13 protein-coding genes are annotated in these 13212 nt (G+C 73.3%); 7 read left to right on the forward strand and 6 right to left on the reverse strand.

The features are described 5' to 3' along the window. Positions 1-25: 25 nt before the first annotated feature. The 3 genes from QHG49_RS34085 to QHG49_RS09830 all read left to right on the forward strand — a co-directional run bounded on the left by QHG49_RS34085 (position 26) and on the right by QHG49_RS09830 (position 1100). On the forward strand, positions 26-73 hold the full coding sequence (locus tag QHG49_RS34085; protein WP_309506048.1) for a hypothetical protein: 48 nt from the start codon (positions 26-28) through the stop codon (positions 71-73). A gap of 65 nt (positions 74-138) precedes the next feature. Then, positions 139-690, forward strand: coding sequence for a cysteine dioxygenase (locus QHG49_RS09825; RefSeq protein ID WP_370530446.1), 552 nt, complete (start codon positions 139-141; stop codon positions 688-690). Then, complete coding sequence (locus QHG49_RS09830) at positions 687-1100, forward strand: rhodanese-like domain-containing protein (protein WP_236576481.1); 414 nt, start codon at positions 687-689, stop codon at positions 1098-1100. The genes QHG49_RS09825 and QHG49_RS09830 overlap by 4 nt, the downstream gene beginning before the upstream one ends. A gap of 373 nt (positions 1101-1473) precedes the next feature. On the opposite strand, the gene recX is transcribed toward QHG49_RS09830, so the two are convergent. The 6 genes from recX to QHG49_RS09860 form a co-directional block, all read right to left on the reverse strand. Next, positions 1474-2286 (reverse strand): recombination regulator RecX, encoded by an 813-nt coding sequence (gene recX / locus QHG49_RS09835; RefSeq protein ID WP_301488670.1) that lies wholly within the window; start codon positions 2284-2286, stop codon positions 1474-1476. Between the two features lie 2 nt (positions 2287-2288). After that, positions 2289-3410 carry a recombinase RecA gene (recA, locus tag QHG49_RS09840; RefSeq protein ID WP_145487456.1) on the reverse strand — a complete coding sequence of 374 codons (1122 nt, stop codon included), beginning with the start codon at positions 3408-3410 and terminating at the stop codon, positions 2289-2291. Positions 3411-3656: 246 nt separating this feature from the next. Further along, positions 3657-4901, reverse strand: coding sequence for an AI-2E family transporter (locus QHG49_RS09845; protein ID WP_370530447.1), 1245 nt, complete (start codon positions 4899-4901; stop codon positions 3657-3659). A gap of 135 nt (positions 4902-5036) precedes the next feature. After that, complete coding sequence (locus QHG49_RS09850; protein WP_301488672.1) at positions 5037-5231, reverse strand: DUF3046 domain-containing protein; 195 nt, start codon at positions 5229-5231, stop codon at positions 5037-5039. A gap of 150 nt (positions 5232-5381) precedes the next feature. After that, positions 5382-6497 carry a 4-hydroxy-3-methylbut-2-enyl diphosphate reductase gene (locus QHG49_RS09855; RefSeq protein WP_301488674.1) on the reverse strand — a complete coding sequence of 372 codons (1116 nt, stop codon included), beginning with the start codon at positions 6495-6497 and terminating at the stop codon, positions 5382-5384. 148 nt (positions 6498-6645) lie between these two features. Then, positions 6646-8055: a hypothetical protein gene (locus QHG49_RS09860; protein WP_301488676.1), complete on the reverse strand. Its 1410-nt coding sequence runs from the start codon at positions 8053-8055 to the stop codon at positions 6646-6648. Positions 8056-8265: 210 nt separating this feature from the next. Here QHG49_RS09860 and QHG49_RS09865 point away from each other — a divergent pair, with 210 nt between their 5' ends. From QHG49_RS09865 to QHG49_RS09880, 4 genes are all read left to right on the forward strand, one after another. Beyond that, on the forward strand, positions 8266-9249 hold the full coding sequence (locus tag QHG49_RS09865) for an ACP S-malonyltransferase (RefSeq protein ID WP_159705616.1): 984 nt from the start codon (positions 8266-8268) through the stop codon (positions 9247-9249). Between the two features lie 62 nt (positions 9250-9311). After that, positions 9312-11228, forward strand: coding sequence for an acyl-CoA dehydrogenase (locus QHG49_RS09870; protein ID WP_301488680.1), 1917 nt, complete (start codon positions 9312-9314; stop codon positions 11226-11228). Continuing rightward, entirely contained in the window at positions 11225-12322 is a 1098-nt protein-coding gene (locus QHG49_RS09875; RefSeq protein WP_301488682.1) for a 3-oxoacyl-ACP synthase III family protein, read from the forward strand. Before QHG49_RS09870 ends, QHG49_RS09875 begins: the two co-directional genes overlap by 4 nt. Continuing rightward, positions 12319-13203 (forward strand): SDR family NAD(P)-dependent oxidoreductase, encoded by an 885-nt coding sequence (locus tag QHG49_RS09880; RefSeq protein WP_159705610.1) that lies wholly within the window; start codon positions 12319-12321, stop codon positions 13201-13203. Before QHG49_RS09875 ends, QHG49_RS09880 begins: the two co-directional genes overlap by 4 nt. Positions 13204-13212: the final 9 nt, after the last annotated feature.

A 13212-nucleotide genomic window follows, 5' to 3' on the forward strand; every position in this document is an offset into this window, starting at 1 on the left:
TGTACGCCTGTGGCGGAGGGTCCATATGGACCTCGTCCGCTACGCGGGCTGTGTGTGTCGGCCGTCCTGCTGAATTCGCATCCCCCCTTTTTCTCCGGGCGCCGCCGTGCGCCCGTTCCGCGAACCCTCTTCAGGACGGTGCACGTGTCCCTCTCGTCCCCCTCGACGTCCCCTTCGGCGCCCCCCGCCACCGGCTCCGCGCCGACGCAGACGGACCTCCTCGCGTTCGTACGGCGCGCTGCGGCCGACGCCGGGCTGCTCGCCTCTCTCCCGCTGGATCCGGAGGGCCGCACCTGGGTGCGGCTGGAGGGTCCCGGCGGCAGCGAGGCCTGGCTGATCGGCTGGCCGCCCGGTACCGGCACCGGGTGGCACGACCACGCCGAGTCCGTCGGCGCCTTCCTCACCGCCTCCGGCGAACTCAAGGAGAACTCGCTCGCCGCCCGGCTGCCCACCGACGGCTGGAAGACCCTGGAACTCACCGAGGGCGTGGACCGCGAGCGCCGGCTGCCCTCCGGACAGGGCCGCACCTTCGGCCGCCACCATGTGCACGAGGTCCTCAACGAGTCCCCCGACCGACACGCGATCTCCGTCCACGCCTACTACCCACCGCTCCCCCGCATCCGCCGCTACAGTCGCTCGGGCCAGGTGCTGCGCCTGGAGCAGGTCGAACGCCCGGAGGACTGGCAGTGAGCGCCGCCCCAGACCAACACCCGGTCGGCATCGACGAGTTGCTGGAGCGGGTCCGCACCGGCTACCGACGCGTCGAGGCACGGGAGGCGTACGACACCGCGCGCACCGGTGAGGCCCTGCTGGTCGACATCCGGTACGCGGCGCTGCGCGAGCGGGACGGGCTGATCCCCGGCGCCGTCGTCGTCGAGCGCAACGAACTGGAGTGGCGCCTGGACCCCCAGGGCAGCCACCGCCTCCCCGAGGCCACCGGCCACGACCTGCGCATCGTGCTGATCTGCAACGAGGGCTACGCCTCCTCCCTCGCCGCCGCCTCCCTCCACCGACTCGGCCTGCACCGGGCCACCGATCTGGTCGGCGGCTTCCAGTCCTGGCGCTCGGCCGGCCTGCCGGTGATCCCGTCGGGGACCTGACCCCTGCTCCTCCACCAGGGCGAGCAGGCTCGCGGTCGCGACGACGGGGCGTGCCTTCAGCTTCCTGGATCCGGGGTATCGGCACATTGCGGCGACCCGGTGTCCTGAACCTGGGGTGATCCCCCGTCGTCTCAACCCGTCGGCACGCCTCTCTCACCCCATCCACACGCCTCGCCAACGCGTGGTCACGCCCGCCGGTTCACCGGCCCGCGCCGTCATCCGCCCCTCAGCCCGCCCGACAGTCCGACGGCTCGCCACCCGGCCCTGGTCCCGCCCGCCGCGCCACCGCCCCGCCCGCCGTGGCCCGACGAAGCTCCTCACCGCTCCCTCGCCCCGCACGTCACCCCGACGACTCGCCCCGCAAGGCGCGTCGTCAGAAGTCGGACTCCCCGAGAAAGTCCGCGTCCTCGCCCTCCTCCTCCAAAGCCCGGCGGACGATGCGCAGAGACATCCCCTCGGGGTATCCCTTGCGGGCGAGCATGCCGGCGAGGCGGCGGATGCGCTTGTCACGGTCGAGGCCCCGGGTGGCACGCAGCTTGCGGGCGACGAGTTCCCGGGCGGTCTCCTCCTCCTGGTCGGGGTCGAGCTGTCCGACCGCCTCCTCGATCAGCGTCGAGTCGACCCCCTTGGTGCGCAGCTCCCGGGCGAGGGCCCGCCGGGCCAGTCCCCGGCCGTGGTGCCGGGACTCCACCCAGGCGTCCGCGAACGCCCCGTCGTCGATCAGTCCGGCCTCCTCGAACCGCGACAGCACCTCCTCGGCCACGTCCTCGGGGATCTCCCGCTTGCGCAGGGCGTCCGCGAGCTGCTTCCGGGTGCGCGGGGTCCCGGTCAGCAGGCGCAGGCAGATCGCCCGTGCCCGCTCGGCCGGGTCCCCCGAAGGCTCCCCCCGCTCGGCCCTCGACGAGGAGGCGGCACCTCCGTCCTCACCGGACGGCTCCCCGAAGCCGCCCCGTCGGCGGCCCCGACGACCCCGGCCGCCCCGGGAACCGGGACCGGTCGAGCCGCCCCCGGACGGCTCCCCGCTCACGTCGCCCGGCAGGGCGCCGTCCCCGTATACGTCGTCTCCACCGGCCGCGTACGCGTCGTCACCGCCCGGGGCATACGCCGGGTGATCCCCGGTGCCCCTCCCCCGTGAGGCACCGGGGGTGGCGTACTCGTACTCGGACCAGTCGGTTCGTCGTGTCACGGTCAGCTCTTGGCAGCGGCGGCCTTGGGCTTGGCTGCCTTGGCGGCCGGGGCGGCCGTCTTGGCGGTGTCCTCGGCCGGGGCGGCACCCGCGGCGTCCGCACCGGGCTCGGCCGACGGCTCCTCGGGCCGGACACCCACGCCCAGCTTCTCCTTGATCTTCTTCTCGATCTCGTTGGCCAGGTCGGGGTTGTCCTTGAGGAAGTTGCGCGCGTTCTCCTTGCCCTGGCCGAGCTGGTCGCCCTCGTACGTGTACCAGGCGCCGGCCTTGCGGACGAAGCCGTGCTCCACGCCCATGTCGATCAGACCGCCCTCGCGGCTGATGCCCTGGCCGTAGAGGATGTCGAACTCGGCCTGCTTGAAGGGGGGCGCGACCTTGTTCTTGACGACCTTGCAGCGGGTGCGGTTGCCGACCGCCTCGGTGCCGTCCTTCAGGGTCTCGATGCGGCGGATGTCGATACGCACCGAGGCGTAGAACTTCAGCGCCCGGCCACCGGTCGTGGTCTCCGGGGAGCCGAACATGACGCCGATCTTCTCGCGGAGCTGGTTGATGAAGATGGCGGTGGTCTTGGACTGGTTGAGCGCGCTGGTGATCTTCCGCAGCGCCTGGCTCATCAGACGGGCCTGGAGACCGACGTGGCTGTCGCCCATCTCGCCCTCGATCTCCGCGCGCGGCACGAGCGCGGCGACGGAGTCGATGACGATCAGGTCGAGCGCGCCGGAGCGGACCAGCATGTCCACGATCTCCAGCGCCTGCTCGCCGTTGTCCGGCTGCGACAGGATCAGGTTGTCGATGTCGACGCCCAGCTTGCGCGCGTACTCGGGGTCGAGGGCGTGCTCGGCGTCCACGAACGCGACCTGGCCGCCGGCCTTCTGCGCGTTCGCCACGGCGTGCAGCGTCAGGGTCGTCTTGCCGGAGGACTCCGGTCCGTAGATCTCCACGACACGGCCGCGCGGCAGGCCGCCGACGCCGAGGGCCACGTCGAGGGCGGTCGAGCCGGTCGGGATGACCTCGATGGGCTCCCTCGACCGCTCGCCCATGCGCATGACCGCGCCCTTGCCGAATTGTCGTTCAATCTGTGCGAGTGCGGCGTCGAGCGCCTTCTCGCGGTCGGTTCCTGCCATGGGTTCCACCCGGTTTGCTTGAGTCGATCGCTTCACGTCAAAGACGCTAACGCCTGCCACTGACAACGCGCCCCGACGTCGGCCCGGCCTGTGGATAACCGGGGTGCATATCTACCCGAACCGTGACCGAATCCCCGGTCCACAGCCTCGCCGGAGCCTTCATAAGAATGGATGTTCGATTTTCGTGTCAAGCGACACCCCGTCGTGTCGGGGTGTCACTTCGGGAGTCGCGGTGCGGGCGGTCCGCTACCGCCGGACGCGCGCGGCCCTGAGCCGCGCGAGCACGCCGGAGCCACCCTGCGTCCGCACGCGGTGCCCGTTCACACGGGGGTCGTCGGTGACGTCGTACCGCTTCACATAGGCGCCCAGGAACGCCTGGAGGGTGGCCACGGCGGGGATGGAGATCAGCGCGCCGACGGCGCCCAGCAGGGCCGTGCCGACGATGACCGAGCCGAAGGCGACGGCGGGGTGGATGTCGACGCTCTTGGCGGTCAGCTTGGGCTGGAGCATGTAGTTCTCGAACTGCTGGTAGATCACGACGAAGACCAGCACCCACACCGCGTACCAGGGGGCGACGGTGAACGCGATCAGCATCGGCAGCGCGCCCGCGAGATAGGTGCCGATGGTGGGGATGAACTGCGAGACCAGCCCCACCCAGACGCCGAGCACGGGCGCGTACGGCACGCCCAGGGCTTCCAGCAGGATGTAGTGCGCGATGCCGGAGACGAGCGCCATGAGGCCGCGCGAGTAGAGGTAGCCGCCCGTCTTGTCGACGGCTATCTCCCAGGCGCGCAGCACCTCGGACTGACGCGCGGGCGGCAGCACCGAGCACAGGGCGCGGCGCAGCCGGGGGCCGTCGGCGGCGAAGTAGAACGAGAACAGCGCGACGGTCAGCAGCTGGAAGAGGCCGCCGAGCACCTGCTGGGACACGTCGAGGACACCGGCCGCGCTGTTCTGCGCGTACTTGCGCAGCCAGTCGGAGTGGAGCAGCCCCTCCTGGACGTCGACCCGTCTGAGGTTGGCGTGGAAGGTCTGGTTGATCCAGTGGATGAGCGAGTCCAGGTAGTCCGGGAAGCCCTCGATCATCTTGATGATCTGGCCGGCCAGCATCGATCCGAGCAGGGTGACGAACCCCGCGGCGGCGGCGGTCAGGACGAAGAAGACCAGGAAGGTGGCGAGCCCCCTGCGCATGCCGCGGGCGGCCATCCGGCTCACGGCGGGCTCGACCGCCAGGGCCAGGAAGAACGCGATCAGTATGTTGATCAGCAGCCCGGTGAGCTGGTGGAAGGCCCAGCTGCCCAGCTGGAAGGCGGCGATCAGTGCGAGCGCGAGCACCATGGCGCGCGGCAGCCAGCGCGGCATACGGGCGTCCGGCGTGCGGCCGTCCGGCGTGACGGCATCGGTGACCGGTGGCCGGTCGGTCGGCGCCGTCGGCCCCGCCGGTTCCGCGGGCCGGGTCAGCTGCTCGGTGTCCTCGTCAGTGCGTGCCACGCGCCAAGTCTCGCCCACTCCACCGACAAACAGCGCCCACCTGCGGCTTTCGTGACCGATCGGTGCCGTAGCGTCGACTTCACATCGGGCATACGGGGCATTTCGCCCCGGATCGGCGAGATGCCGGGGGCACGCTCAGCGCCGTTCCCCCGGCACGTCCATGACCGCGCACACCACGCGCCACACTTCCTTGGCCGCCCAGCCGGCGTCCAGCGCCTCGTTCACCGTGCGCCCGCCCAGCTCCGACATCACATGATCGCGCGCGAAGGTCTCGGCGTATCCCGGACCGAAGTGTTCCGCCATCCGCTGCCAGAAGACCGTCAACCGCATGAATCCCGCTCCATACCCGCTATGACCTGCACGTTTCCCGCCTCTCGCACCCTGCCTGCCCGCATCGGGCAGGAAGCGCGTGTATGTACGCAGCGTAGAACCAGAGCGGGTGCGCCCGGGCGGGCGAGGGGAGACGGCGAGGACGGCCGGTCAGCGCGCCGGGGACGCGCGGGGCACCAGGAGCGGCTCCGGGTAGGAGCGGACCTCGCGGCGGATGTGGCTCGCGGGGCCCAGGCCGTTCATGATCCGGCCGATCTCCCGCCGCCCGCGGCCGTCGGGCGTGGCGTCCACGAGGGTGATCGTCGCCGCGTCGAGGTCCTGCGGGCGCAGGCTCGTCGGCGTCGTGACGTCATGGACCCGCAGTTTGGCCTCGGCGGCCTGGGAGACGGCCGTACGGACGGCGGGGGCCGAGCGGCGTCCGGCGACCAGCAGGGTGTCGGACTGGCTCAGCGCGGCGGCGACCGCCGTGTGGAGGTCCTCCATGGTGTAGCACCACTCCGAGGGGTGCTGGCCGCGCAGCCGGGGGTAGCGGCGGCGCAGCACCTTGAGGACGGCCGCCACCTCGGAGACGACGGACCCGGGGGTCACCACGAAGGCGAGGCGGTCCGGATCGCCGACCTCCACGGACTCCGCCTCCTGCCGGGAGCGCACCGCGACCGGCGCGGCGCCGGTGGTCCGCGCCTGCCAGGGCGGCGGCCCCGCGGCCTGGGAACCCACCACGACGACTTCGTCCCCCCGGTCCGTGAACCGGTGCAGCGCGCTGTTCGCGTGCCGGGTCGCGGGGCACGCGCGGGCCGCCGGGCAGCCGCACGACTCCCAGGAGGGGGCGGCGGCCGTCTGCGCGGGTACGGAACCCGCGGGCGCCCGGCCGTCGGCGGTGGTCGTCGGCGCCATGACGTACAGCAGCCGGCGGGTCCGCAGTACGGCCCGGAAGGAGTCGATCTGCCGGCCCGCGAAGGCCAGCGCCGCCGAGTCCTTCGCGTCCGCCGCCAGCGCCAGGCCGTGATGCCCCCCTTCGGGTCTCTCGTAGGTGACGGCGAAGACGGTGGTCGGGGCGTCGGGCAGGTGCTCGTGCAGGCATCCCGCCGGCAGGGCGCGGCTCCGGGGCGCGAGCCCGCTGTCGCGGGTCAGTGCCGCGAGCAGGCCGTGGGCGGGGCAGTCGACCCGGCCGCGCGCGGGGTGGGTGAAGGACGTGGCGACCGTGAGGGTGCCGGGAGGGACGCCCAGGGGGGCGCGGAACACTTCGGACAGGACGCTGCGGTTCATTTTCCTGCTGTCGTACGAAGGGACTGAGTGACCGGGGTACGGCGCTGCCATCCAACCGGCGGGATCGTCCGTCCCTCCACCGCCGGTCCCGTTTTCACTCTGCTGGAGCAGTCGGGCCGGGACGCGGACGGGTTCTCGTGCTATGGGATCAACGAGCGGCCCGGGAGGGGCCGTTGCCGTTGTCGTCGCCCTTGCCGTCGCGCTGGTCGTGGCCGGCCCGGGAGTGCATCACACGGGCGCGGGCCAGGACCGCCGCGGCGGCGGGGTGGGCCGAGTGCGGCCGGAGCGAGGCGTGCAGGCCGCGCAGCCGGTCGTCGGCGCGGGCGCTGCGGATGTGCGGGTACACGTCGAGGAAGTCCTGCCAGGTGTGGCATGCCTGGTCGAGGTGGCCGGCCGAGAGCTGGGTCTCGGCCAGTTCGGCGGCTCCCAGCGCCGCGGCGCGCCACTCCTCGGCGGGCCGGTGCCGCCGGGACAGCTGGAGGGCGCGGACGGCGCCGTTGAGATCACCGGAACTCCTGGCCACGACGGCCCGCTGGAGCGCGAGGGAGCCCTGGTGGAAGGCGCCGACGGAGGTGTCGCCGCTCGCGGATCTCTCCAGGCACCGTTCGGCCGAGGTGAGCAGGCCGATGGCCCCGGACCCGCCGGCCCCCGCGCGCGCCACCGCCAACTGTCCGTAGAGGAAGGCCTGCTGGTGCGGTGGCGTGTACCGGGCGCCGATGCGTACGGCGTCCTCGGCCAGGTCCCGGGCCTCCGTGAAGCGCCCCAGGGCGTGCGCCTGCACACTCAGGCCGCGCAGTCCGAGCGCCCGCCCTATCGGATCGCCCGCCTCCGTGGCCAGTTGGATGCTCGTCAGGTACAGGCGCTGGGCGGCGGCATGGTGGTTCATGTCGAAGTGGGCGAACGCGCACAGGTAGGCGAGCTGGGCGGCCACGGTGAACAACTCCCGCCGTACGGCTGGTTTCATGTCGCATCTCAGCCAAGGCAGCAGCGTGGTCGACAGGTACTGGCGCAGGGGGACGCGGATCGCGCCGGAGCCGAAGGTGCTGTCCGTCCGTGAGAAGAGCGTCAGGAGTTCCTGGGCGGAGGCCACCTGGCTCATGCCGATACGGGTCGGCGGGCCGGATCCGGGCGCGGGGGGCGGCGATCCGGTGAGCGGGGGCTCGTCCGGTCCTCCCGCCTTCGGCAGGGCGTAGGGGTCGGCCAGGGCGAGACCGCAGCGGCAGGTGCCGTGCAGTATCCGGTCAAGGCGTGCCACGGCGCCTCCTTCGCCCGTGCTCTCCCCGTCGGGGCTCGGCCGGCCGGGGGCGAGGAGCCCAGTGTCATCCGCCCGTACCCGCCTGTCGAGGCGTCGCGAGAGGGCCTGCGCGACCAGCTGGGGCACGGGAGGGCGCGGCCGGCTGCCCGCCAGCCAGTGGGCGACCGTGGTGCGGTCGTAGTGGTACGGGGTGCCCTGGGCGGCACCCAGGGCGTTGACCTCGCGGGCGAGCCGGGCGCCGCTCCAGCCTGCCTCGGCCAGCAGGATCCGCAGGGCCTGGTTCGGAGTACGGGGCGATCGCACGTTGCTCTTCCTGTCCCGAGCGACCGGTCGTCAGTACGAACGTTCAACGCCATTTCGGGTTCAACAGGTTCGCCCCCTTGCGGGGCCATATGCACGCGTTCGGTTCCGGCAGGCTCGGAATGTGCCAAGAGCCGCGGCGACCACAGCCCTGCGGGACCCCCCACCACACGTCCCGCGTGCATCGCCCCCTTGATCGAAGGAAAGTGCCCGATGTACACCCGTTCCACCCACGGACTTCCTTCCCGGCCCTCAGGGAAGCGTCCCGTTCATCTGTTCCCCGGGCAAGGTGACTTCTCCGTCACTTCTCTCGTCCGCGCCGTACGGACCGCCGACGTCGTACGCGAGGCCGTGGGCGAGGTTTTCGGACAGCTCGACGACATAGCCGCCGAACACGATCTGCCCCTTCTCGCATCACGTTTACTGGGTTCCCGGCCGCCGAGCGCGCGCGAACTCGCCGAGGCGCCCGCCGGAACCCTCCAACTCGCCGCGTACGGCGCCTCGATGGCGGTCCACCAGGCCCTGAGCCGCGCCTACGGGCCGCCGGCGGCGGTCGTCGGCGTCAGTTTCGGGGAGATCGCGGCGGTTGCCGCCGCCGGTGTGCTCACGGTGGCGGACGGGGCGCGCGCGGCCCTCGACCTCGCGCGGGTCCTGGCCTTCTGCCCGGGCGGGCTGACCGTGCTCGGCTGCGCGGCGGACCACGCCGGCCGGCTGCTCACGGCGGCCGGGGCCGGGGAGACCGTGGTGGCCGTGGTCAACGACGACCGCACGGTGGTGGTGTCCGGCCCGGTGGCCGACCTGGTCCGGGTGGAGAAGACGGCCGGGGAACGGGGCACGTCCGCCGTTCGGCTGCGACTGCCGTTCTCCTCGCACCACCCCGCGCTCGCCCCGCAGGCCGAGGCGTTCGCCGGTCTGCTGCTCGCCTACCCCTGGTCGACGGCCCGCTGCCCGGTGTTCTCCGCCGTGGCCCAGCGCCCCTACCGGCCGGACGACGATCTGCGCCTCGGCCTGGCCGACTGCCTGGTGGAACCCGCCGTCGTCCCCACCGTGCTGCACCAACTGCACACCTGCCGCCCCGACATGCTCCTCGAAGCGGGCACGGGGGACGCGCTGGCGGCCGCGGCGCGCCGGGTGCTGGACCCGTGCGGCGGGCCGCCCGTGCACGCGCCGCTCGCGGACCCCGACTTCCCCTGGTGACACCCCCCTTCCCCCAGTAGCGCCCTCCCCCGGTGACCCCCTCTTCCCCCGGAGGCCCACCCATGCTCACCGACACCATGCCCGTCACGGCCTGCGCCGAACTGCACCGGATCCTGCACGGCCCATGTCCACCCGAAAGCCTCTCCGAGCCGCGCACCGACACCGGCACCGGTACAGGCACAGGCACCGGTACAGGCACCCGCTCCTCCAGTGGCGCCCGGCTGCTCCGCGACCTGGGCCTGATGGGCCGAACCCTCCCGGCCCCGGACAAGCTCTTCGAGGACCCGGCGCGGCTCGCCGCCGTCCATGCCTGGGCCGCCGTCACCGACCCGCCGCTGTGCCTGGCCGCGCTGGTGCACCACACGCTCTGCCTCGGCTCCATGGCCCAGCTCGCCGAGCGGCCCGGGCGCCCGGCCGAGCGGCACGACCACCGCGGCAATCGGCACGAACCCCTCGCGCAGCGCATGGCGGACCTCACCACCGGCCGCGCCAAGGGCGTCTACCTGATCACCGAGGCCGGTCGGGCGAACAGCCATCTGGCGACCCGGACCCGTGCCGCGTACGACCCGGCCACCGGGGAGTTCGTCCTGGACACGCCGGACGCGGAGGCGGCCAAATTCGGCAGCGCGGGCACGCTGGACGTCCCCCAGACGGCGGTGGTGCTCGCCCGGCTGTTCACCGACGGCACCGACCGGGGGGTCTTCGGCTTCGTCGTCGACCTGACCGACCGCGCCGGACCGCTGCCCGGCGTCGAGTTGTCGTCGCCGATCGGCCTGGGCGCGCTGCCCCTGGACTACGTCCTCGTACGGTTCCGGCGGCTGCGGGTGCCCGACGCGCACTGGCTGGCCGACGGGGCCGTCATCGGTGCGGACGGCACGTTCCACGACCCGGCCGGATCGACCGAGCGCCGGCTCCAGCGCACCCTGCGGGTGGGCCAGGGGCTGTGGGCGCTCATGCCGGCCGTGGCCGCCGCGACCGCCCGCCAGTCCGCCGTACAGGCGGTCAACTACGCGCGGCAGCGCCGGACCCAGAGCCGGCTGGCGCCGGGCGTGCCGCTGCTGTCGTACCGGACCCAGCAGCGCGCGATCCTCGGCGCGCTGGCCGACGCCTTCGCCCTGACCTGCGCGGCGCACGGGGCGCGCGCCCTGTGGACGGAGTCCCTCGCCGCACCCTCGCGCGATGATGACACCGACACGATGGGGTTCACTCCGTGGACCGCCGTCAACCGGCCGCTCGCCGCCTACAAGGCCGCCTCCGTACGGCTCGCCGCCGAGGTCAGCGCGGAATGCCAGCGCAGGTGCGGCTTCTCCGGTCATCTGGACGTCAACCGGCTGGCCGGTTACCACGGTTTCCACCACGCCTTCGACGCGGCGGGCGGCGACAGCCGGCTCATCCTGTACGACATCGGGCGCTCCCTGGTCGAGGAGAGCGCGGACGCGGACGCGCCGACCGGGGGCGCGGCGGAAGGCGCGGCGTGGCCCCCGGTCACCTCCCCGTCCTGGTGGCCGGAAGTCGCGCGCACGCACCGGGCCGGGCTCGCCGCACACCTCGCGGCGCGGCTGCGCGTCCTGAAGCACGGTTCCCCGTTCGACGCCTGGAACCCGCTGCTGGAGGACGCGGGCCTGCTGGGCGAGCTGTACGCCGACGGCTTGATGGCCGACGACGTCGTCACCGTGCTCGGCGAGGTCCGCGACGAGAGCGCGCGCACCGTCCTGGGTGCGCTGGCCGCCCTGCACGGGGCCATGGCCGCCCGCCGCTGGTCCGGCTCGCTGCTCGCGCACGAGACGCTGCGGCCGGCGGACATCCAGGCGCTCACCGAAGTCATCGACCACCTCTGCGACGAACTGCGCCCGCATCTTCCCCTGCTCACCGAGGCGTTCGTGCACGGCGACGGCGCGACGGACGCCCCACTGGCCGCGGCCGACTACAACGCCGCGCTGCGGGCCACGCTCACCTGGACCCGAGGAGCCATCACATGACGTACACCCGCCGTATCGGCGTCCTGGGCATGGGTACGTACCTGCCCTCCACGGTCCGCACCAACGCGGAGGTGGCCGAAGGCGCCGGTGTCACACCGGAGTGGATCAGCGAACGCACGGGGGTCCACGCGCGCCATGTCGCCGCCCCGGGCGAGGCCGCCTCCGACCTGGCGGCGCACGCGGTCCGTGCGGCGGTCCGGGCCGCCGGTCTCGACATGGCCGACATCGGCCTGCTGATCTGCGGCACCTCGACCCCCGACGAGCTGGGCCCGGCCACCGCCTGCCGGATCCAGACGCTGACCGGGGCCGGGCGCGCGGTCGCGCTCGACGTCAGCGCCGCCTGCTCGGGCTGGCTGTTCGCCGCCAAGGTGGCCCACGACTGGCTGCGTACGGCCGAGGGGGGCACCCGGTACGCGGTCGCCGTCGGCGTCGAGGCGTACTCCCGGTTCCTCGATCCGGCCGACCGGGGCACCGCCGTACTGTTCGCCGACGGGGCGGCGGCCGCCGTACTCGGACCGGTGGCCGGGCCCGAGGGGTTCGCGCAGTTCAGCCTGGGGTCCGACGGCGCGCTCGCCGACCGCGTGCTCATCCCCGCGGGTGGCAGCCGCCGTCCGGCAAGCGCGGCCACGCTCGCCGGACGCGACCACTTCATCCGCATGGACGGCCGCGCCATCGGCCGGTTCATCACGGACGTCTTCCCCCGCCTGATCACCGACGCCCTCGACCGGGCGGGACTGGCCCTGGAGGACGTGGACTGTGTCGTCGCCCACCAGCCGAACCCCGTGCTGCTGCGGCGGATCGGGGCCGAGCTCGGCATCCCCGGCGACCGCCTGGTGGTCGTCGGGGACGAGGTGGGCAACATCGGCGCCGCCAGCACGCCGTACGCCCTGGCGCGCGCCGTCGACACCCGGCCGCTGAAACCCGGCGACCGGATCCTGCTGGCCGCCTTCGGCGCCGGCATGACCTGGGGCAGCGCACTGCTCACCTGGAGCGGCGCGCCCGCCGTCGCCGCGGACCCCGCGGCCGGCCCGGAATCCGTACCGTCCGCCGACCGGGCGGCCGGACGGCCCACCTCACAAGGAGCCGTTCGATGAACGTCACAAGCCCTTCCGCGAACGCCACGGACCGCTCGACGCATGCCATGGACCTGTTCCGCCTGGACGACGCGCGCGCGTTGGTGACCGGCGCCTCGCGGGGCATCGGCAAGGCGGTCGCGGAGGCGCTCGCCGACGCCGGATGTGATCTGGCGCTGACCGCGCGGAGCCTGCCCGCCCTGGAGGACACCGTGCGCGCGGTGCGGGACCGGGGCCGCAAGGCGGTCGCCCTGGACGGGGACCTCGCCCGGCCGGGCGTCGCCGAGACGCTGGTCGACCGGGCGAGCGCCGCGCTGGGCGGCCTGGACATCGTCGTCCACAACGCGGGCACCCTGCCGACCGCCGAGGACGGCAGCCCCCTGCTGGCCCCGCTCCAGCACGCCCGCCAGGAGGACTGGGAGGCGGTCGTCGCCGTCAATCTCAACGCCACGGCCGCCCTGTGCCGGGCCGCGTACCCGCACCTGACCGAGTCCTCGCGCGCCGGCCTGATCCTGATGTCCTCGGCCGCCGGGATCGTCGGCGCCCCGATGATGGAGGCGTACGCGGCGACCAAGGCGGCCCAGATATCGCTCACCCGGAGCCTCGCGGTCGGCTGGGCACGGCAGGGGATCCGCGTCAACGCGCTGTGCCCCGGCTGGACCCGCACCGACATGACCGCCTTCGCCAGCGCGCCGGGCCCGGTGTCCGACTGGCTCACCAGCCATGTCCCGATGGGCCGTTGGGCCGACGCGGACGAGGTGGTCGGCGCCGCGCTGTTCCTCGCCGCCCCCGCCTCCTCCATGGTCACCGGGCACGCCCTCGTCGTGGACGGCGGGCTGTCCGTCGCCGACGGCGGACTGGCCGGCCACCCCAAGCCCCCCTCGCCCTTCGCAGCGGAGTGAGTGACCACC

Source organism: Streptomyces sp. WP-1 (genome assembly GCF_030450125.1).
In the GTDB taxonomy this organism is placed as follows: Bacteria; Actinomycetota; Actinomycetes; order Streptomycetales; family Streptomycetaceae; genus Streptomyces; species Streptomyces incarnatus.

Bases quoted from the DNA above. Each gene is read 5' to 3' on its own strand.
- recA (WP_145487456.1), bottom strand. From the start codon at position 3,410: ATGGCAGGAACCGACCGCGAGAAGGCGCTCGACGCCGCACTCGCACAG.
- QHG49_RS09850 (WP_301488672.1), bottom strand. From the start codon at position 5,231: ATGCGGTTGACGGTCTTCTGGCAGCGGATGGCGGAACACTTCGGTCCG.
- QHG49_RS09855 (WP_301488674.1), bottom strand. From the start codon at position 6,497: ATGAACCGCAGCGTCCTGTCCGAAGTGTTCCGCGCCCCCCTGGGCGTC.
- QHG49_RS09865 (WP_159705616.1), top strand. From the start codon at position 8,266: ATGTACACCCGTTCCACCCACGGACTTCCTTCCCGGCCCTCAGGGAAG.
- QHG49_RS09870 (WP_301488680.1), top strand. From the start codon at position 9,312: ATGCTCACCGACACCATGCCCGTCACGGCCTGCGCCGAACTGCACCGG.
- QHG49_RS09875 (WP_301488682.1), top strand. From the start codon at position 11,225: ATGACGTACACCCGCCGTATCGGCGTCCTGGGCATGGGTACGTACCTG.
- QHG49_RS09880 (WP_159705610.1), top strand. From the start codon at position 12,319: ATGAACGTCACAAGCCCTTCCGCGAACGCCACGGACCGCTCGACGCAT.